Annotated in this window: 18 protein-coding genes; 15 read left to right on the top strand and 3 right to left on the bottom strand. The window is 72.5% G+C overall.

Going from position 1 to position 20157, the window contains the following annotated elements:
• From infB to truB, 4 genes are all read left to right on the top strand, one after another.
• Window positions 1-1984, top strand: a 1984-nt coding sequence (gene infB, locus L3K22_RS15785) for a translation initiation factor IF-2 (RefSeq protein WP_263312232.1), incomplete at its 5' end; no start/stop codon positions are given.
• A gap of 65 nt (window positions 1985-2049) precedes the next feature.
• Window positions 2050-3159: a TRM11 family SAM-dependent methyltransferase gene (locus L3K22_RS15780; protein WP_263312231.1), complete on the top strand. Its 1110-nt coding sequence runs from the start codon at window positions 2050-2052 to the stop codon at window positions 3157-3159.
• On the top strand, window positions 3156-3665 hold the full coding sequence (gene rbfA, locus L3K22_RS15775) for a 30S ribosome-binding factor RbfA (RefSeq protein WP_263312230.1): 510 nt from the start codon (window positions 3156-3158) through the stop codon (window positions 3663-3665). The genes L3K22_RS15780 and rbfA overlap by 4 nt, the downstream gene beginning before the upstream one ends.
• Window positions 3662-4609 (top strand): tRNA pseudouridine(55) synthase TruB, encoded by a 948-nt coding sequence (truB, locus tag L3K22_RS15770; protein ID WP_263312229.1) that lies wholly within the window; start codon window positions 3662-3664, stop codon window positions 4607-4609. Before rbfA ends, truB begins: the two co-directional genes overlap by 4 nt.
• A gap of 115 nt (window positions 4610-4724) precedes the next feature.
• On the opposite strand, the gene L3K22_RS15765 is transcribed toward truB, so the two are convergent.
• Window positions 4725-6260, bottom strand: coding sequence for a L,D-transpeptidase family protein (locus L3K22_RS15765; RefSeq protein ID WP_263312228.1), 1536 nt, complete (start codon window positions 6258-6260; stop codon window positions 4725-4727).
• A gap of 352 nt (window positions 6261-6612) precedes the next feature.
• Here L3K22_RS15765 and L3K22_RS15760 point away from each other — a divergent pair, with 352 nt between their 5' ends.
• From L3K22_RS15760 to L3K22_RS15720, 9 genes are all read left to right on the top strand, one after another.
• Window positions 6613-7629 carry a bifunctional riboflavin kinase/FAD synthetase gene (locus tag L3K22_RS15760; RefSeq protein WP_263312227.1) on the top strand — a complete coding sequence of 339 codons (1017 nt, stop codon included), beginning with the start codon at window positions 6613-6615 and terminating at the stop codon, window positions 7627-7629.
• A 154-nt stretch (window positions 7630-7783) separates the two neighbouring features.
• A complete protein-coding gene (gene rpsO, locus L3K22_RS15755) occupies window positions 7784-8053 on the top strand; it encodes a 30S ribosomal protein S15 (protein WP_070499396.1) in 270 nt (89 codons plus the stop codon).
• Window positions 8054-8238: 185 nt separating this feature from the next.
• Window positions 8239-10509 carry a polyribonucleotide nucleotidyltransferase gene (locus L3K22_RS15750; protein ID WP_263312233.1) on the top strand — a complete coding sequence of 757 codons (2271 nt, stop codon included), beginning with the start codon at window positions 8239-8241 and terminating at the stop codon, window positions 10507-10509.
• Window positions 10510-10769: 260 nt separating this feature from the next.
• A complete protein-coding gene (locus L3K22_RS15745) occupies window positions 10770-11204 on the top strand; it encodes a hypothetical protein (protein WP_263312226.1) in 435 nt (144 codons plus the stop codon).
• The gene (locus L3K22_RS15740) at window positions 11201-12316 is read left to right on the top strand and encodes a WD40 repeat domain-containing protein (RefSeq protein WP_263312225.1); all 1116 of its coding nucleotides are present in this window, start codon (window positions 11201-11203) and stop codon (window positions 12314-12316) included. The genes L3K22_RS15745 and L3K22_RS15740 overlap by 4 nt, the downstream gene beginning before the upstream one ends.
• 94 nt (window positions 12317-12410) lie before the next feature.
• A complete protein-coding gene (locus L3K22_RS15735) occupies window positions 12411-12581 on the top strand; it encodes a hypothetical protein (RefSeq protein ID WP_263312224.1) in 171 nt (56 codons plus the stop codon).
• A 50-nt stretch (window positions 12582-12631) separates the two neighbouring features.
• Window positions 12632-13963, top strand: coding sequence for a M16 family metallopeptidase (locus L3K22_RS15730; RefSeq protein ID WP_263312223.1), 1332 nt, complete (start codon window positions 12632-12634; stop codon window positions 13961-13963).
• Window positions 13964-14027: 64 nt separating this feature from the next.
• Complete coding sequence (gene dapB, locus L3K22_RS15725; RefSeq protein WP_263312222.1) at window positions 14028-14813, top strand: 4-hydroxy-tetrahydrodipicolinate reductase; 786 nt, start codon at window positions 14028-14030, stop codon at window positions 14811-14813.
• 20 nt (window positions 14814-14833) lie between these two features.
• Complete coding sequence (locus L3K22_RS15720; RefSeq protein WP_263312221.1) at window positions 14834-15235, top strand: hypothetical protein; 402 nt, start codon at window positions 14834-14836, stop codon at window positions 15233-15235.
• Between the two features lie 85 nt (window positions 15236-15320).
• Here L3K22_RS15720 and L3K22_RS15715 read toward each other — a convergent pair whose 3' ends face one another.
• Both L3K22_RS15715 and L3K22_RS15710 read right to left on the bottom strand, forming a co-directional pair.
• Window positions 15321-15635, bottom strand: coding sequence for an AzlD domain-containing protein (locus L3K22_RS15715; protein WP_010551385.1), 315 nt, complete (start codon window positions 15633-15635; stop codon window positions 15321-15323).
• Complete coding sequence (locus L3K22_RS15710) at window positions 15632-16414, bottom strand: AzlC family ABC transporter permease (protein ID WP_263312220.1); 783 nt, start codon at window positions 16412-16414, stop codon at window positions 15632-15634. The genes L3K22_RS15715 and L3K22_RS15710 overlap by 4 nt, the downstream gene beginning before the upstream one ends.
• A gap of 74 nt (window positions 16415-16488) precedes the next feature.
• On the opposite strand from L3K22_RS15710, the gene L3K22_RS15705 reads away from it, so the two are divergent.
• Both L3K22_RS15705 and asnB read left to right on the top strand, forming a co-directional pair.
• Window positions 16489-17205, top strand: coding sequence for an HAD-IA family hydrolase (locus L3K22_RS15705; RefSeq protein WP_263312219.1), 717 nt, complete (start codon window positions 16489-16491; stop codon window positions 17203-17205).
• Between the two features lie 164 nt (window positions 17206-17369).
• Window positions 17370-20129 carry an asparagine synthase (glutamine-hydrolyzing) gene (asnB, locus tag L3K22_RS15700; RefSeq protein ID WP_263312218.1) on the top strand — a complete coding sequence of 920 codons (2760 nt, stop codon included), beginning with the start codon at window positions 17370-17372 and terminating at the stop codon, window positions 20127-20129.
• Window positions 20130-20157: the final 28 nt, after the last annotated feature.

Genomic DNA, 20157 nt, shown 5'->3' with positions numbered 1-20157 from the left:
GGGCGGTCGTCCCGGCGGCGGCCCCGGCCCCCGCGGTCGCGGCGGTCGCGGCGCGACGCAGGGCGCCTTCGGTCGCGGCGGCAAGCCGGCCCGCTCCCGCAAGTCGAAGCGCGCCAAGCGCCAGGAATGGGAGCAGCAGCAGGCTCCCGCACCGGGCGGCGTCTCGCTGCCCCGCGGCAACGGCGCGACCATCCGCATGCGCCGCGGCGCCTCGCTGTCCGATTTCGCCGATCGCATCGACGTCAACCCCGCGTCGCTGATCACGGTGCTCTTCGCGATGGGCGAGATGGCCACGGCCACCCAGTCGCTGGACGAGGACACCTTCGAGCTGCTCGGCAACGAGCTCGGCTACAAGATCGAGATCGTCTCCCCGGAGGACGAGGAGCGCGAGCTGCTCGAGCAGTTCGACATCGACCTCGACGCGGAGCTCGCCGAGGAGGACGAGGCGGACCGCATGCCGCGGCCCCCGGTCGTCACCGTCATGGGTCACGTCGACCACGGCAAGACCCGCCTGCTGGACACCATCCGCAAGGCGAAGGTCGGTGCGGGCGAGGCCGGCGGCATCACCCAGCACATCGGTGCGTACCAGGTGGACGTCGAGCACGAGGGCGCCGAGCGTCAGCTCACCTTCATCGACACCCCGGGCCACGAGGCGTTCACCGCCATGCGTGCACGTGGTGCGGACGTCACCGACATCGCGATCCTCGTGGTCGCGGCGGACGACGGCGTGATGCCCCAGACGATCGAGGCGCTGAACCACGCCCAGGCGGCGAACGTGCCGATCGTGGTCGCGGTCAACAAGATCGACAAGCCCGAGGCGAACCCGGAGAAGATCCGGCAGCAGCTGACCGAGTACAACCTGATCGCCGAGGAGTACGGCGGCGAGACGATGTTCGTCGACGTCTCCGCTCGCGAGAACCTGAACATCGACGACCTGCTGGAGGCGGTGCTGCTCACCGCGGACGCCTCCCTCGAGCTCTCGGCGAACCCCGACAAGGACGCGCGCGGCGTGGCCATCGAGGCGAACCTGGACAAGGGACGCGGCCCGGTCGCCACCGTGCTGGTCCAGCAGGGCACCCTGCGGGTCGGCGACGCGATCGTGTGCGGCATCGGCCACGGCCGAGTGCGCGCCATGCTCGACGAGAACGGCGAGAACGTCACCGAGGCGGGTCCGTCCCGCCCGGTGCAGGTCCTCGGCCTCACCTCGGTGCCCGGCGCCGGTGACTCCTTCCTGGTGGCCCAGGACGAGCGCACCGCCCGTCAGATCGCCGAGAAGCGGGAGGCCGCCAAGCGCGCCGCCTCGCTCTCCAAGGCCCGCAAGCGCATCTCGCTCGAGGACCTCAACAAGCACGTCGCCGACGGCAAGATCGAGACCCTCAACCTCATCCTCAAGGGCGACGCGGCCGGTGCCGTCGAGGCCCTGGAGGAGTCGCTGCTGGGCATCGATGTCGGCGAGGGCGTGGACCTGCGGATCATCGACCGCGGCGTCGGCGCGATCACGATGAACAACATCAACCTCGCCGTCGCCTCGGACGCGGTCATCATCGGCTACAACGTCCGGGCCGAGGGCCTGAACGCGGAGTACGCCGACCGCGAGGGCGTGGAGATCAAGTACTACTCGGTCATCTACAACGCCATCGATGAGGTCGAGCAGGCCCTCAAGGGCATGCTCAAGCCGGAGTACGAGGAGGTCGAGCTCGGCTCGGCGGAGATCCGCGAGATCTTCCGCTCCTCCAAGTTCGGCAACATCGCCGGCTCGATCGTGCGCGGCGGCCTCATCAAGCGCGGCGCCAAGGCCCGCATCACCCGTGGCGGCAAGGTCATCGCGGAGAACATCGAGATCGCCGGTCTGCGACGCTACAAGGACGATGTCACCGAGGTCCGCGAGGGCTACGAGTGCGGCATCAACCTGGGGTCCTTCAACGACCTCCAGCTCGAGGACCTCATCACCACCTACGAGATGCAGGAGAAGCCCCGCAGCTGATCCTGCGACGGCCGGGCACCCCTTCGCCGGGGTGCCCGGCCGCGCCGGCGGGGGAGGAGACCACGATGAGCGAGGTGTCCCTCCTGCTCCGCGCCCCCTCGGCCAATCGCGTCTACGCGCAGGCCGCGGGGGCGCTCTCGCGCGCCGAGGCGCACTGGGTGCTCGGCGCCCATCTCGGCGCGGTGCCCGCCCTGCGGGACCGGGAGGTCGGCGGGATGGCGGGGCTCGAGGTGCGAGGCATGACGGGCGAGCCGCGCTCCGAGGCGCTGCTGGCGATGCTCTCGGGCACCCTCGGCGTGCTCGACGTCCAGCAGGAGGACCCCCAGGACCCGGACCGGCCGCTGCTGCGCCCTCGACCTCTGCCCGCCGTGCTGCGCCACCCCTCCGACCTCGAGACCACCCTGCGCTACACCGGGAAGACCAACGAGCAGTTCACCGCCCTGCTGGTGAACCTCGCCGCGGCCCTGTCCACCCGTAGCGCCGGGATCCTCGACGGGACCCTCGACCTGCTCGATCCGCTGTGCGGACGCGGCACCACGCTGAACCGGGCGCTGCGCCTCGGGCTCAGCCCCGTCGGCGCGGAGATCGACCGCAAGGACGTGGAGGCCTACCGGACGTTCCTCGGCACCTGGCTGCGCACCCACCGCTACAAGCACACCCTGGAGACCACCCGCCTCACCGTGCACGGCGAGCAGCTGGGCAGCCGGACCGAGGCGGAGCTCGCCCCCGACAAGCAGACCCTGCGCGCCGGCGGAGGGCAGCGCCTGACCCTGCTCGGCTGCGACACCACCCGCCTGGGTGAGGTGCTGCCCGGCGGCTCCGTCGACGCGCTCGTCGGGGACCTGCCCTACGGCGTCCAGCACGGCTCCCGCGCGGGCGGCGCCTGGCAGCGCTCCCCGCTCGAGGTGCTGCGCGAGGCGGCGCCCGGCTGGCGCTCGCTGCTGCGCGACGGCGCCGGGGTCGCGCTCGCGGTCAACCGCCGCACCCTCGACCACGCCGAGGCGAGCGCGGTGCTCGCGGACGCCGGGCTGCGCGTGCTCAGCGCCGACGGCGCCTTCCGCCACCGCGTCGACCAGTCCATCGACCGTGACATCCTGCTCGCGGTCCCCTTCGACCATCCCCGCGCCGAGGAGCTCGCCGCTCTCGGCGCCGACCAGGAGGATCCCATCCCATGAACGACAATCCCCGCGCTCTCAAGCTCGCCGACCGCATCAAGGTCATCGTCGCCACCATGCTCGACACCCGGGTCAAGGACCCGCGGCTCGGCTTCGTGACGATCACCGACGTGCGCGTCAGCGGCGACCTCCAGCACGCCACCGTCTTCTACACCGTCTTCGGCACCGACGAAGAGCGCGAGGGCACCGCCGCCGCGCTGCACAGCGCCACCGGCATGCTCCGCCGCGAGGTCGGCCGACAGACCGGCGTGCGCCTGACCCCCACCCTCGAGTTCATCGCCGATGCGGTGCCCGAGAACGCGCGCGTCATCGAGGACCTCCTCAGCGAGGCCCGCGGCCGCGACGCGGAGCTCGCCCGCGCCAAGGAGGGCGCCGCCTACGCCGGCGAGGCCGATCCCTACCGCAAGCCCCGCGACGAGGAGGACGAGGACCTCGAGGACGAGGACCTCGAGGGCGAGGATCTCGACGACGACGAGGGCACCGCCCCGGGGCACGAGCGGGCGTGACCTCCGCACCCCACGGCATCCTGCTCGTCGACAAGGCCGAGGACCGCACCAGCCACGACGTGGTCGCCCGCGTGCGCTGGCTGCTGGGGTCCAAGAAGGTCGGCCACGCCGGCACCCTCGATCCGATGGCCACCGGCCTGCTCGTGCTGGGCGTCGGGCAGGGCACCCGGCTGCTCACCCATCTCGTCGGCCTGGACAAGACCTACCTCGCCACGATCCGGCTGGGCAGCGCCACCACGACCGACGACCGCGAGGGCGAGCCGCTGGGCGAGCGGGTCGATGCCACCGGGATCGAGGACGTCCGTCTCGAGGAGGCCCTCGACGGGCTCCGCGGCGGCATCCAGCAGGTCCCCTCGACGGTCAGTGCGATCAAGGTCGACGGGAAGCGCGCCTACGCCCGCGCCCGCGCGGGGGAGGACGTCCAGCTCGCCGCCCGGCCCGTGCGCGTGCCGCGCTTCGAGATCCTCTCCCGCACCGAGCGGGACGGGCATCTCGACCTCGAGGCCGTGGTCGACTGCTCCTCGGGCACCTACGTCCGCGCCCTCGCCCGCGACCTCGGCGCCGCCCTCGGCGTCGGCGGGCACCTGACCGCGCTGCGCCGCACCGCCGTCGGCCCCTTCGCGGTCGAGGACGGGGTGCACGTCCCCGCCCGCGGCGAGGGCGACGACGTGGACCTGCCCCTGCACGGGCTCGGCGAGATCGCCGCGCGCGTGCTGCCGGTCCTGGACGTCGCGGAGGACGAGGCCGCGGCGCTCGGGACGGGGAAGCGGATCCGCTCCGCGCAGGAGCTGCGAGCGCCCTCCCGGCCCCATCCCGCGCACGCCGGCCCGGAGGACGCCCCGGTCGCGGCCCTCGATACGGCTGGCCGCCTGGTGGCCGTCCTGCAGCGCGAGGGACGGGACTGGCACCCCCGGCTCGTCGTGCCCGAGGACACCCGCCGCTGAGCCGCCCGAGGTCGCCGCGGGCGGGACCGCCGCACCGGGGCTCGCAGTGAGAGAGGGCCCCTCCCGTCATCGGGAGGGGCCCTCTCTCACTGCCGTGCGGGGGAGCGGGGACCGCTCAGCGGTGCACCACCGTCTTGGTGCCCATGCTGGCCCAGTCGTACAGCCACTTCGCATCGGAGACCGGCAGGTTGATGCAGCCGTGCGAGCCGGAGTACCCGAAGGAGGAGCGCCACGGCGCGCCGTGGAACCCGTACCCGTGGTGGAAGTACTGCACCCAGGGGACGTCCGGGATGTAGTAGTACTTCGGATGGCCCTCGTCGTAGTACGCCGCGTTGGTCATGTCCTGGCGGTCGTAGCGCAGGTAGATCTCGTAGGTGCCGGTGGGGGTCTCGTTGCCCTCCTTGCCATCGACCATCGAGCGCGGGCCCCAGACGGGGGTGTCGCCGACGTAGGCGGTGACCGTCTTGTTGGTGAGGTCGACGTCGATCCACTTCTCGCCGGTCGGCTCGGCGGCGGGCTCCTCGTCCGTCGACTCCTCGTCCTTCTTCTCGTCGTCCGAGGACTTCTCCTCGTCCTTCTCCTCCTCGTCCTTCGGAGCGTCGACCTTGTCGACCTTCGCCTCGAGCTTCTTGGTCTCGAAGGCGGCCTCCAGGGGAGTGGTGCCCTTCAGCGCGGTGATCAGCTCGTCGGCGACGGCGTCGGTGTTGGTGATCTCCAGGCCGTCCTTCTTCTCGGAGACGACCTTGACGACCTCGCCGGCCTCGTCGACCTGCTCGATGCCGTTCTCCGGCTCGACGGCGTCCTCGTCGGCGCGGGTGGCGACCCACTCGCGCACCGCGTCCTCGTCCACCGCGATGGAGAGGTCCTCGCCGGACTCGTCCGGGGTCACGGAGATCCAGTCGCTGCGGCGCTCGGCGGAGACCTCATGGGTCTCGCCGTCGGCGCCGGAGATCGACATGGGCTGCTCGAGCAGCGAGGAGATCGTGCCGACGACCTCCTCGGCCTCCTCGGTGGTGATCGCGGGGGCGATCTCCTCGATCGGCTGCTCCACGGAGAAGCTCTCGAGGGCGGGGGCCTTGGTCTTCACGGCCTCGACGAGGGTCTGCGGGTCCACGCCCTGGCCGTTGCGGCCGGGCTCGACGTTCCAGGCCTGCGCCTCCTCGTCGAAGACGACCTGCGCATCGACCGGGGTGGTCATCTCCTCGGGGATCAGGCCCTTCGCGAACTCGGCCACGGCGGCCTCGTCCACCTCGACGACGGGCTCGACGCTGTGCTCGCCGGACCAGGTCGAGGAGATGACCGCGGGCAGGGAGTCGTCGCGCTCGAGCGCCGCGGCGGCGGTCGCGGCGGAGTCGACGCTCACGCCGAGGTCCGCCAGCGGCACCTCGAGCTGCTTCTCGCCGGCGGTCACCGAGACCTTCACGGACTCGCCGTGCTCGGTCACCAGGGCGGCGATCTCCTCGGGGCTCTTCCCGGAGACGTCCTGGCCGAGCACCATGGTGCCCGGCAGCGCGCGGCCCTCGAACTGCTTGGCGTAGGCCAGCGCCCCGCCGGTGAGGATCACGGCGAGGACGGCGACGATCGCCACGAGGATCAGCGCGACCCGGCGACGGCTGCGGCCACCCGGGGCCGTATCGGTCACGTTCGTCATGGATCCAGATCCGTTCCCGGCGGCCGTCGTGTCCGCCCTCGGCTTGCGCCGCAGGGCACAGGGGTCCCTCCCCGGCGCCGCCTTCCGTCCGAGACTAACGGAGCGTCCCGCCTACTACCACGATGTCCGGTCCGAGCTTCGTCACAGCTCTGCAACAGCCGAGGTCCAGGTCGCACTCGGGCAGGTGGCCCGGAGAGCGCCCCGGGGCGTCGGTGCCGTGGCGACGTCGGATGGCCCCGGCCTGCGGGCGTTACAGTGTCCTCCGGCGAACCCGCCGTCGCAGCCCGCCCGCCGGCGCGGCGGAGCACGGGTGCGCGGACCGCACCCGGCATCGGAAGGACCTGAGCGCGTCGTGACCCGCCTCCCCATCTGGCACTCCGTCCTGGAGGTGCCCGCCGAGCTCGGCGAGACCGCGGTCTCGATCGGGAACTACGACGGCGTCCACCGGGGGCACCGCTTCGTGCTGGACCAGCTGCGCCGCCACGCCGAGGCGCGCTCCCTGAGCCCCGTCGCCCTCACCTTCTGGCCGCATCCGCGCCATGTCATGGGCTCGCCCGAGGCGACGCCGCTGCTGACCGGGCACGAGGACCGCGACCGCCTGCTCCTGCTCGCCGGCCTGCACGGCGTGCTCGACCTCGAGTTCACGCTCGACTTCGCCCAGCACTCCCCGGAGGAGTTCGTGCGGATCTTCCTGGTCGAGGGGCTTCGTGCGAAGTGCGTGGTGCTGGGGGAGGACGCCCTGTTCGGCCGCGCGAACGCGGGGAACATCGACACCATGCGGGAGCTGGGGGAGAAGTACGGCTTCGAGGTCGTCACCGCCCCGGACCTCGGGCACGAGGGGACGGGCACCGGCCGGATCTCCTCCTCGGGGATCCGTCGCGACCTGCTCGCCGGTGACGTTCGCGCCGCGAACGAGGCGCTGGGCAGGCTGCACACCGTCACCGACGTGATCCACCACGGCTTCCGCCGCGGCCGCGAGCTCGGCTTCCCCACGGCCAACCTGGGCCCGCGGCCGCAGGGCCTGATCCCGGCCGACGGGGTCTACGCCGGCTATGCGACGGTCACCGCCCAGGACCCCGCGCACGCGGGGGACGAGCCGCTGGCCGGCGCCCCGGCGACGATCTCCATCGGCACAAACCCCACCTTCGAGGCCGACGGCGCGCCCCGCCGCACCGTCGAGGCGTACGTGCTGGGCGACCACGACCTCCATCTCTACGGCGACACCGTGCGCCTGGAGTTCGTCGAGTTCCAGCGCCCCACGCTGAAGTTCGACTCGATCGACGCGCTCGTGGAGCAGATGGCCGAGGACGTCGAGGTGACCCGCCGCACTCTCGAGGCGGAGCGCTCCCGGAGCGACCTGGGCTCCTGATATCCTTCCCGAGCCGTCATATCGGCCGCGGAGAGCGATCCCGCCCCCAGCCAATGCCCACCCGCAGGGGTGAGGTGCGCTCGGGGGCCGCTCGTCGGAAGGGCCCGGGGCAGAAGGCCCCGGCGCGCCGCGCAACGACCTGAGGAGAACCAGTATGGCCTTCGATTCCGCCACCAAGCAGGCGATCATCTCGGAGTACGCGACCGGCGAGGGCGACACCGGTTCGCCCGAGGTCCAGATCGCGCTGCTCACCCACCGCATCACCTACCTGACCGAGCACCTCAAGACCCACAAGCACGATCACCACACGCGCCGTGGTCTGATGCTGCTGGTCGGTCAGCGCAAGCGCCTCCTGAAGTACCTCCAGGAGAACGACATCGAGCGTTACCGTGCGCTGATCAAGCGCCTCGGCATCCGCCGTTGATCCCCTCCGCCGCTCGCCCCCAGGGCGGGCGGCGGTGTCGTATGTCCGCCCCGACCAGGTTCGGTCCTCGGCAGTGGCCTGCGGATCGGGCGACCGGAGACCCCGGTCCCGCCCGGGCGCCGCGGGTGACTGACGAAGGCCGCACCGGCAAGGGCACCCCTCAACCAAGGAGATCCCCCATGGCCATGGAAGGCCCTGACATCACCGCCACCACCGCCGTCATCGACAACGGCGCCTACGGCCGTCGCGAGATCCGCTTCGAGACCGGCCGCCTCGCCCAGCAGGCCGCCGGTGCCGTGTCCGTCTACCTCGACGACGACACCATGGTGTTCTCGGCGACCGCGGTGTCGAACAAGCCGAAGGAGCACTTCGACTTCTTCCCCCTCACCATCGACGTCGAGGAGCGGATGTACGCCGCGGGCCGCATCCCCGGCTCGTTCTTCCGTCGCGAGGGCCGCCCGGGCACCGATGCGATCCTCGCCGCCCGCCTCACCGACCGCCCGCTGCGCCCCGCCTTCGTCAAGGGCCTGCGCAACGAGGTCCAGGTCGTGCTGACCGTCATGGCCTGCAACCCCGAGGACGCCTACGACGTCGTCGGCATCAACGGCGCCTCCGCCTCCACCCAGATCTCCGGTCTGCCCTTCTCGGGCCCGATCGGCGGCGTGCGCATCGCGCTCATGCCCGACGCGCAGGGCGGCGGACAGTGGGTCGCGTTCCCGACCTTCGCGCAGCTGGACGAGGCCGTCTTCTCGATGGTCGTCGCCGGTCGCATCGTCGAGGACGATGTGGCGATCATGATGGTCGAGGCCGAGGCCACCGACAACTCCTGGACGCTCATCAAGGAGCAGGGCGCGATCGCCCCGACGGAGTCCGTCGTCGCCGAGGGCCTCGAGGCCGCCAAGGTCTTCATCCGCAGCCTGTGCGTGGCGCAGCAGGAGCTCGCCGCGAAGGCCGCGAAGCCCGTGCGCGAGTTCCCGCTCTTCCTGGACTACCAGGAGGACGCCTACGGCATCGTCGAGGCCGCCGCGACCGAGCGCCTGGCCGAGGTCATGTCCATCGCCGCGAAGACCGAGCGCGAGGAGCGCACCGAGCAGCTGCTCGGCGAGGTCATCGCCGAGCTGTCCGCCGAGGGTGCGCAGCTCGAGGGTCGCGAGTCCGAGGTCTCCGGCGCCTTCCGCGCGCTGACCAAGCAGGTCGTGCGCAAGAAGGTCCTCACCGAGGGCGTCCGCATCGACGGCCGCGGCCTGCGCGACATCCGCGCTCTCTCCGCCGAGGTCGAGGTGCTCCCGCGCGTGCACGGCTCGGCACTGTTCCAGCGCGGCGAGACCCAGATCCTGGGCGTCTCCACGCTGAACATGCTCAAGATGGAGCAGCAGATCGACTCCCTCGGGCCCGTCGACCGCAAGCGCTACATCCACCACTACAACTTCCCGCCGTACTCCACCGGCGAGACCGGCCGCGTCGGCTCCCCGAAGCGCCGCGAGGTGGGCCACGGCATGCTCGCCGAGCGCGCCATCGTCCCGGTGCTGCCCAGCCGCGAGGAGTTCCCCTACGCGATCCGTCAGGTGTCCGAGGCCCTCGGCTCCAACGGCTCGACCTCGATGGGCTCCGTCTGCGCCTCGACCCTCTCGCTGCTGAACGCCGGCGTGCCGCTGCGCGCCCCGGTCGCCGGCATCGCGATGGGCCTGATCTCCGACACGGTGGACGGAGAGACCCGCTACGCGGCCCTCACCGACATCCTCGGGGCCGAGGACGCCTTCGGCGACATGGACTTCAAGGTCGCCGGCACCTCCGAGTTCGTCACCGCCATCCAGCTGGACACCAAGCTCGACGGCCTGCCCGCCTCGGTGCTCACCGGCGCCCTCTCGCAGGCCCACGAGGCGCGTCTGGCGATCCTCTCCGTGCTGGGCGAGGCGATCGACGCGCCCGACGAGATGAGCCCGCACGCCCCGCGCGTGCTCGCGGTGACCATCCCCGTCGACAAGATCGGCGCGGTCATCGGCCCGAAGGGCCAGATGATCAACCAGATCCAGGACGACACCGGCGCCGACATCACCATCGAGGACGACGGCACCGTCTACATCGGCGCGACCGACGGCCCCTCGGCCGAGGCGGCCCGCTCCGCGGTCAACGCCATCGCCAACCCGATGGTCCCCGAGGTCGGCGAGCGCTACCTCGGCACCGTCGTGCGCGTGGTCGACTTCGGCGCCTTCGTCTCGCTCACCCCGGGCAAGGACGGCCTGCTCCACGTCACCCAGCTGCGCAAGCTCAACGGCGGCAAGCGGGTCGAGAACGTCGAGGACGTCGCCAAGGTCGGCCAGAAGATCGAGGTGGAGATCCGCGAGATCGACGCCCGCGGCAAGATCTCCCTCGCCACGATCGAGGACGAGGCCGAGTCCGCCGAGGCTGTCGAGTCGCAGGCATCGGTCGCCGCCGAGGAGACCACCGCCGAGTGATCCCGTCGCTCACCCGCTGAGCGCTCGTGCGAGGGCGGCACCCCACTCGGGGTGCCGCCCTCGCCCCGTTCCCGGCCCCGCCATGAGCCGGTCCATGCGCATCATGCGCCGGCCGTCCACAGGCGACGAGCCGTGCTTGGGTGGGGCCGGTGCCGTCGCATAAGGTGATCGCGGTGAGCCCGATCACGGGAGTCCGGGCGCCGGGGCGGGGAGGAACGGCATGCTGGGGACGGACACCGAGGAGGTCCTGCGGTGCTCCGATGCCGTCCGGCGCGCGGAGGGGACGCTACGGGCACGGAAGCGAGCTGCTGGACAGCCCCTATGGCCTGCAGATCGCCGCCCATGAGGCCAGGCACCAGGTGCAGTACGAGATGATCCGCCGCACCGAAGCCGATCCTTGGGACTGGGTCACGGGCGACGACAACAGCGAGGAGTACGCCGAGGTCGAGCGGGCGTACGGCTTCACGCGCGAGGAGATCGAGCAGTGGCGCCACGAGTTCCGGCCGTGGAACTACGAGTTCCCGCCCATCGGTGATCCGTCGACGCCCGAGTATCAGGAGCAGATGCAGGACTACCTGGACCAGGAGGTGGAGGTCAATGCTCGGGAGCGCGAGGACGTGTTCGCCGACGAGTTCAGCTTCGAGGACCTGCAGCAGGCGCAGCGCGATGCCGGTGTCCCGGTGAGCGAGGGATGAGCGACACCACCCGACGAGCCCTGCTGGGGGCCGGGCTCCTCCTCGGCGCGGGGACGCTCAGTGGCTGCGGCGGGCCCCCGGACAGCATCTGCCTGGAGGGTGATCAGCCGGTCGAGTCCGGAGCAGGGCTCTCCCTCCCCTCGCTCGGAGCGGAGACCCACCTTCGCAAGGAGCCGCAGCTCGGACTCCTCGGCCTTGCCGTGTCACCGGACGGTGCTCGCGTCGCCGCCCATGAGTGGTGGCACCGGCAGGCGCTGTCGGAGAGCGAGACCGCCGGCACGACGATCTGGGACACCGCCACCGGGGAGATCGTCGCCCGCTTCGACGACACCATGACCGGGGCCATCGTCTGGCACCCTCAGGAGGACCTGATCGCGACGGCCGGAGAGCTCGCGATCCACCTGGCGCGACCCGATGGTGAGGTGCTGTGGACACTCGGCGGCCACGAGGAGTCCGATTCCCGACGCTCCCGGGTCATCCGGGATCTCGCCTTCAGCCCCGATGGCGACCAGCTCGCCTCCCTGAGCACGGACGGGACGATCCGGCTCTGGTCGCTCGCCGGGGGCACATGCGCGACCCAGCCGGTCCTGCGCGTCTCGTACGGGACCCCGATGGCCCTCGCCTACTCGCCGGACGGCTCGCAGATCGCCGTCGCTGTCCAGGGACGCGGCGCCGAGCACTGGGATGCCCGCACCGGCGAGAGGGCCACGGCCCTGGAGGGCTGCTCGCAGGATGCGGTCGGGATCGCCGCCGACGACCAAGGACGCTTCGTCCTGGGCATCGCCGAGGAGGCCCGGCTCCAGCCGGCTTCCCCCGACTCCGGATGCGGCAGGGACGTCGAATCGGGAATCCCCGTGCCCGAGTACCTCGCCGTGGGGCCGGACGGTCGCCTCGCCGTTTCCGGCGGAGAGTCCGAGGCTCTCGAGATCTGGAGCGCCGGCCTCGCGGGACACGAGCGCATCGACCTGCCGAAGCCCGTCCCCGACATCGGAGCCCCCGGAGAGCTGGGACGCACCGCATGGGCCCCCGACGGCACCCTCTATGCCGTGACCCGATGGTGGGGCGTGATCAAGTGGGACGGCCAGGAGTGGTCGCCGCTGGAGATGCCGTGAGGCGGCCGGCGGGCAGGCGGACGCAGAGCAGGCGCGGCCCGCGCTCGCCGGTCTGCGTGCCAGCGCGACCGGGAGCGCGGAGGATCCGATAGCGGTGCTCGGCGTGCAGGACGAGTACGACCTGCTGGAGAGCGCTGGGCGCACCGTGCGCGCCCAGCAGCTGTCTCGGACCTCCGATGCGGTGTTCGACGTGGTCACCCTCGACGACGGCGCCCGGAAGTGGTTCGAGCTGCTGTGGGAGCGCCCTCCTCCCGGCCGCGAGTGAGGTGAGTGAGGTCTCTCGGAGCGGCGCGCCACCCGTGGAACAATCGAGCGATGCCTTCCGACCTCCTCTACGACGATCCTGCCTCCGACGTCATCCTCGACGCCGCGACCGGCGTGCGGCGCAGCATCCTGCCCGGCGGGGTGCGGCTGCTCACCCAGACCGACCGCAGCGTGCGCAGCGCGAGCATCGGGCTGTGGCTGCCCGTCGGCTCCCGCGACGAGGCCCCCGCCCATGCGGGATCGACCCATGTGCTCGAGCACCTGCTGTTCAAGGGCACCCGGCGCCGCAGCGCGATGGACATCGCCACCGCCTTCGACGAGGTGGGCGGCGACTCCAACGCCGTCACCGCCAAGGAGCACACCCTCTACTACGGACGGGTGCGCTCGGCCGACGTGCCGATGGCCGTGGACGTCCTCACCGACATGATCACCGCCTCCGTCCTCGAGCAGGACGCCCTGGCCACCGAGCGCGAGGTCATCCTCGAGGAGCTCGCGATGGCGGAGGACGACCCGAACGACGTCGGCTACGAGACCTTCCTCGCCCAGGTGCTCGGCCCCGACACGGCGCTCGGACGCCCCGTCGGCGGCACCGCCGCGAGCGTCGAGGCGCTCACCATCGAGGACGTCCGCGCCCACTACCGCGAGCACTACCGGCCCGACAACCTCGTGGTCACCGCCGTCGGCGACATCGACCACGACGAGCTGGCCGGCCTCCTGGCCGCGGGCCTGCGCCGCGGCGGCTGGAGCCTGGGGGAGGGGGCGCTGCCCTCCCGCGGGCGGCGCGCCGCGACCGCCGTGTCGAGCGACGGGATCGCCGTTGACGTCGCCGCGCTCGCCCCGCACCGTCTCGTCCGCCCCACCGAGCAGAACCACATCTACCTCGGCGGGCAGGGCCTCACCGCGCTCAGCGAGGACCGCCACACCCTCTCGGTGCTGATGTCCGTGCTCGGCGGCGGCATGTCCTCGCGCCTGTTCCAGTCCGTCCGCGAGGAGCGGGGGCTGGCCTACACCGTCTACTCCTTCAGCGCCGGCTACCGCGATGCGGGACTGTTCGGCATGTACGCCGCCTGCCGTCCCGGCCGCACGGGCCAGGTCGTCGAGCTGCTGGCGGAGGAGCTCGGCCGCATGGGCGAGACGGGCATCGACGAGCTCGAGCTGATCCGGGCGAAGGGCCAGATCACCGGCTCCTTCGCACTCGGCCTCGAGGACACCAGCTCCCGCATGGGCCGCCTCGGCACGATCGAGCTGGTCCACGGCCGCTACACCAGCGTCGACGAGACCCTCGCCCGCATCGGGGAGGTCGACGTCGCCGACGTGCGTGACCTCGCCGCGCGCCTGTCCCGCTCGTACAGCACCCGGGTCGAGGTCGGCCCCGAGCGCTGACCCCGCCTCGCGGACCCTCCCCGTCCCCGTCCCTCCCTGCACCGCCACGACCCCAGGAGCCGCCATGACCCCCGCTTCCGCCCAGACCCCGTCCGCCGCACGCCCCACCCGCGTCGCCGTGCTCGGCGCCGCCGGCCGCATGGGCGCGGCCGCCTGCCGCGCCGTCGAGGACGCCGACGACCTCGAGCTCGTCGCCCGGATCGGCCGCGGCGACGACCTGAACGCCGTGGCCGAGGCCGGGGCCGAGGTCGCGATCGACCTCACCGTCCCCTCCGCCACCGCCGACAACGTCGCCTGGCTGATCGACCACGGCATCCACGCCGTGGTCGGCACCACCGGCTGGAGCGAGGAGTCGCTCGAGGCGCTGCGGGAGCGGCTCGCGGGCGCCGAGGGAGTGGGCGTGCTGATCGCCCCGAACTTCGCGATCGGCGCCGTGCTCGCCATGCGCTTCGCCGAGGTCGCCGCGCGCTACTACGACAGCGCCGAGATCATCGAGATGCACCACGAGAACAAGCTCGACGCCCCCTCCGGCACCGCCCGCCACACCGCCGCCGCGATCGCCCGCGGCCGGGCCGCGGCAGGTCTCGGACCGGTCCCGGACGCCACCGAGAAGGACCCGGACGGCGCCCGCGGCGCGGTCGTCGACGGCATCCACGTCCACGCGGTGCGCCAGCGCGGCCTCGTCGCCCACGAGGTCGTGCAGTTCGGCGGGGTGGGGGAGCAGTTCGTGCTGCGCCACGACTCCTTCGACCGCATCAGCTTCATGCCCGGCGTGCTGCTGGGCGTGCGCGAGGTCGCCGCGCACCCGGGCCTCACCGTGGGCCTGGACGGCTTTATGGACCTCGGCTGAGGCCCGGGACGGGGACAGGGATGCGACAGAAGCTGATGGTCGCAGTGCTCATCCTGGTCACCGCGGCCTATGCGTGGGGCCTGGGCTGGATCGCCTGGGGCTTCGTGCGCGCCGGGGGAGGGCTCGGGTACGGGCTGGCCATCGGCATCGTGGTGCTGCTGGTGCTGACCGTGTGGGTGACCTGGCGCGAGATGCTCTTCGGCATGGCCGCCGGCGACCTCTCCGCCCGGTACGAGCCCCCGGCCGACGCCGAGGCGGAGGACCCCCGGGCCGAGTTCGAGGCCGCGCGCGCCGCGGTCCAGGACGGCCGCGAGGGGGAATGGAGCGCCTGGTTCCGCCTCGCCCTGGCCTACGACGCGCTGCGCGACCGCAAGGGAGCGCGCATGGCGACCCGTCGCGCGATCGAGGCCGCGCGCCGCTGACCCGTCGGGCGTCCTCGCGCCGGGAGCCCGGGCGAGCGTGATGGCGAGCGGTGCGCCGAGCGGCGCGACGAGCAGGACCCCGGGCTCAGGCCCAGCCGAGCGCCCGCAGCGCGGCCGCGGCCGCGGCGGCGCCGACCACGACCACCAGGAACGGCGCCCGCACCAGCAGCAGCACCACCGCGACGCCCAGCCCGGCCAGCCGCGCGTCCAGCACGACCTCCGTCCCGTCGGCCGCGGTCTGGGTCGCCACCAGCGCCCCCAGCAGCGCGATCGGCAGCAGGCGCGTGATCCGCGCGATCCGGGGGCGCTCGAGCACGTCCTGCGGCGCCTGGTAGCCGATCCACTTCTGCACGAAGGACAGCACCGACGCGGCGATCACCGCGATCCACAGCAGGCTCATCGCCGCTCCTCCTCGCCCGTCGCGGGCTCGTCGTCCGACGCATCGACCTCGGGCGCTGCGTGCCCCGTCGCCCCGCGACGGGACGGCAGCAGACCGGCCACCACCGCGACCACCGCCGCGGCGAGCACCGGCAGCCCGGCGGGCAGCACCGGCGTGGTCAGCAGCGCCACGAACGCCGCGGCCACCGCGATCGCGACCGCGTCCCCGCTGCGCAGCCGCGGCCACAGCAGCGCGATGAACGCCCCGGCCGCAGCGGCGTCGAGCCCCCAGGCCGCGGGATCGGCGATGTGCTGACCGGCCAGCGCGCCCGCGAGGGTGAACAGGTTCCAGAAGACGTACACCCACACCCCGGCGGACCAGAACCCCGCCCGACGCTCCGCCTCGGTCGTGCCCGTCGCCGCCAGCGCCGCGGACTCGTCGATCGTCAGCTGCGCACGGGCCGCGCCCCTCGCCCCGCCGCGCGGCAGGGAGGGGGCGAGGATCAGCCCGTACAGCGTGTTGCGGATCCCCAGCAGCAGCGAGGCGAGCGCCGCGCCGAGGGCGGAGCCGCCCCCGCCGACCACGCCCACGAAGGCGAACTGGCTGCCGCCGGTGAACATCACCGCGGAGAGCACCATCGCCTGCCACAGGTCGAGCCCGGAGGCGGTCGCGAGCGCGCCGAAGCTGATCCCGTACAGCCCCGTCGCCAGCCCGATCGAGAAGCCGGTGCGACGGATCGTGCGCAGGGACGCACCAGGGGCGTCGGGGCGCGGTGACGGGGCGGGGACGGCGGCGGTCATGATGCTCGACACTCTACGATCACCTGCACGGACATCGACCGCCGGTCCGCCAGGGGATATGAGATTCTGACGGCATGACGGACTCCCAGGATCCCGCTCCCGACACCGCGCTGCCGCTGTGCACCGGCGCCCTGCTGCTGGACATGGACGGGACCCTGATCGACTCGGGCCCCGCCGTCGAGCGGTCCTGGAACACGCTCCTGCGCGAGCTGGGCACCGACCTCCGGTTCGGCCACGCCCATCACGGCATGCCCGCCCGCCGCATCCTCGCCCAGATCCTGCCCGAGGCGAGCGAGGCCGAGCTCGACGCGGCCCACCGCCGCATCGAGGAGCTCGAGATGCAGGACGTGGAGGGGATCGTCGTCCTGCCCGGCACCGAACGGCTGCTCGCCGAGCTCGACGCCGCCGCCGAGACCCTGGGCCGCGCGAGCTGGACCATCGTCACCTCCTGCACCCGGCCCCTGTTCGAGGCCCGCTGGTCCCGCACCGGGCTGCCCGCGCCCGAGGGGCTGGTCACCGCGGACCAGGTCACCCACGGCAAGCCCGATCCGGAGCCGTACCTACTGGGCGCCGAGCGGGTCGGGGTCGAGCCCTCCCGCACCGTCGTCCTCGAGGACTCCGTCGGCGGGCTCCGCGCCGGGATCGCCGCCGGCGCCCGCACCGTCGCCGTGACGACGACCACCCCCGCCGGGGAGCTGTCCCCGCTCGCGGACGCCCTGGTCACCTCGCTGGACGACCTCGAGGTCCGCGTCGAGGGCGAGGACCTCGTCCTCGCCCGCCGCGGAAGCTGACCGTCGCGCCGCGCCTGCCCCGTCGGCCGCGGCCCCGTTGATACCCTTGGGCGGCCCGACCGGTCCGTCCCGCGCCCTGCGGACGACGTCCCCGACGTCGTCGCCCCACGGCGGCGAGCGTCCGGACCGAGGGCGCAGCCGTCCCCCTCGAAAGGACTCGCCCCATGTGCGGAATCGCCGGCACCTACGGATACGGCGCTGACACCGAGCGGATCGCCCGCCGGATGAGCGGCGCCCTGGCCCACCGCGGTCCTGACGGCGAGGGCCTCTTCGTCGACGGCGAGGCCGGGCTTGCCCACCGGCGCCTGGCCATCATCGACCGCGAGCACGGCGCCCAGCCGATGACCACCGCCGACGGCCGCTACACCATCGTCTACAACGGCGAGACCTACAACTACCTCGAGCTGCGCGCCGAGCTCGAGCAGCTCGGGCACACCTTCCGCACCGACTCGGACACCGAGGTGCTGCTGGAGGCGCACGCCGAGTGGGGCACCGCCGCCTACGACCGCTTCAACGGCATGTTCGCCTTCGCGATCCACGACGCGACCACCGGCACCGTCACCCTCGCGCGCGACCACTTCGGCATCAAGCCGCTCTACTACCGCGTGGACCCCGCTTCCGAGGCCGGCGGGGCGCCGAGGGTCGTCTTCGGCTCGGAGATCCGCTCGCTGCTCGCCTCCGGCACCTTCGAGGCCGCGCCGGACGACCGCGCCGTCTACCGCTACCTGAAGTTCCGCGTCCAGGACGACGACTCCCGCACCTTCTTCGCCGGCGTGAACCGCCTGATGTCCGGCGAGGTGCTCGAGATCCGCCCCGACGGCACCGAGGTGCGCTCCTTCACCCGGCTGAAGGAGGAGCTGCGCGAGATCGCCGCCCGCCCCAGCCGTCCCTACGACCAGTCGGTCGTGGACGAGTACCGCGAGCGCTTCCAGGACTCCGTGCGGATGCGCCTGCAGTCAGAGGTCCCCGTCGGCACCTCCCTCTCCGGCGGGCTGGACTCCTCCGCCGTCGCCGCCGTGATCGCGCGCCAGCTGCGCGAGCAGCCCGAGGACGCGGGCTACGAGGCGGTCGGCTCCCGCCAGAACACCTTCTCCGCCGTCTTCCCGAACTCCTCCAACGACGAGGAGCGCTACGTCGACGCGCTGCTGGACGAGAACCGCGGCCAGATCACGGCCCACAAGATCCACCCGCAGCCCGAGGCGTTCCTCGAGGACCTCCACGACTTCGTGCGCACCCAGGAGGAGCCGATCATCTCGACCGGCCCCTACGCGCAGTACGCCGTGATGCGCGAGGCCAGCCAGCACATCACCGTGCTCCTGGACGGGCAGGGCGCCGACGAGATGATGGCCGGGTACAACCCGTACTTCTACGTCTACCTGCGCCAGCTGCGGCGCCAGAAGCGGTTCAAGGAGCTCGCCTCCGAGGTCGTCGGCTCCCGCGACATCCTCCGCAAGCTCGCCCGCACCAAGTTCTCCGGCCGCACCTCCGTGCCGATGGAGGCGCTGCTGAACTCCGGCTTCGTCGCCGAGCACAGCGGCGAGAAGGTCACCTCCGTCCAGGACGACCTCAAGGAGCGCCTGCTCGAGGACACCTTCCGCTCCTCCCTGCCCTCGCTGCTGCGCTACGAGGACAAGAACACGATGCGCTTCAGCATCGAGGGGCGCGTCCCCTTCGTCGACAAGGAGCTGCTGAAGTTCCTGTTCTCCCTCGACGAGTCCGCGATCATCCACGACGGCTGGAACAAGCGGATCCTGCGCGAGGCGATGGACGGGATCCTCCCCGACATGATCTCCAAGCGCCGCAACAAGATCGGCTTCACCACCCCCGAGGGGGAGTGGTTCCGCTCGATCGCGCCGCAGCTGCGGGACGTCTTCGCCTCCGCATCCTTCGCCTCCCGGCCCTACTTCGACGCGCCGAGCGTGCTCGCGCTGTTCGACGACTACATCGCCCATCCGGAGAACCACGGCACGCTGATGTTCTGGCGCCTGCTGAACGTCGAGCTGTGGATGCGCACCTTCTTCGACGACGCCGAGGGCGCCACCCGCGCGCTCGGCGGCTCGGCCGACGAGGCCGCGCTCGCCGCCGCGCCGGCCCCCGCCGCCGTCGCCGCGGAGCCCGCGGCCGAGGAGGAGGTCGTGCCCAAGAGCGACTACGTCGCCAACGAGGGCAAGCAGCTCGACCTCGTCTCCGAGGTCGACGGCCGCACCTGGCGCCGCCTGCCGCTGCAGACCGCTCTGGTCGCCCGCGGCGACGACGTCGAGCGGATCGCCCGCGAGCGGGTCGAGGCCTTCGCCGCATCCCTGCCGGGCGGCGTCGTCCCCGACGGCGCGCCCTGGTACTTCGTGATCAGCGAGAAGATCATCGCGATCACGCAGGGCCGCTCCTGGTTCACCTGGGAGATCAGGCCCCGCCGCTCCGCCAAGGTGCTCAGCCGCTTCGTCTCCCGCACCCCGGCCGGCATCGGCCTGGGCGACCCGACCACGATGGAGCTCGCGATCCGCGAGGTGGGGCTCCCGCGCGTCGTCGCCGCCTCCGCCGTCGGCGCCGCGGGCAAGGTCGTCGGCAGGCGCGGCCTGTTCTACGAGGTCGTCGGCGCGAACGTGCGCGCGATCGACGGGCCCACCCCGTACTCCGCCTTCCCCTCGAACGTCTCCGCGAAGCTCCCGCCCAAGGACCCGGACGCGGTCGCCGCGCGGATCTCCGCCGCGATCCGCGGCGCGGACATCCCCGCCGCGCTGCGCGACAGCTTCGTCGGCACGGTCGTGATGGACGCCAACGACATCGGCCGCAACGTGCTGGGCTCGGACGTGCCCACCACGAACGAGGTGCTCGAGGCGACCTTCGCCGACAACCCCCTCGGCCAGGGCCGCCAGCGCACGCCGCTGGCGATCCTCGTCGACCTCGGCGGCGCGGACCGGCGCTGAGGAGGCCGCGGCGGCGGGCCCTCGCCCC

Origin of the sequence: Brachybacterium atlanticum, assembly GCF_025669985.1 — a bacterium.
Taxonomy (GTDB): Bacteria; Actinomycetota; Actinomycetes; order Actinomycetales; family Dermabacteraceae; genus Brachybacterium; species Brachybacterium conglomeratum.
This window is presented reverse-complemented; position numbering and strand designations above follow the sequence as displayed.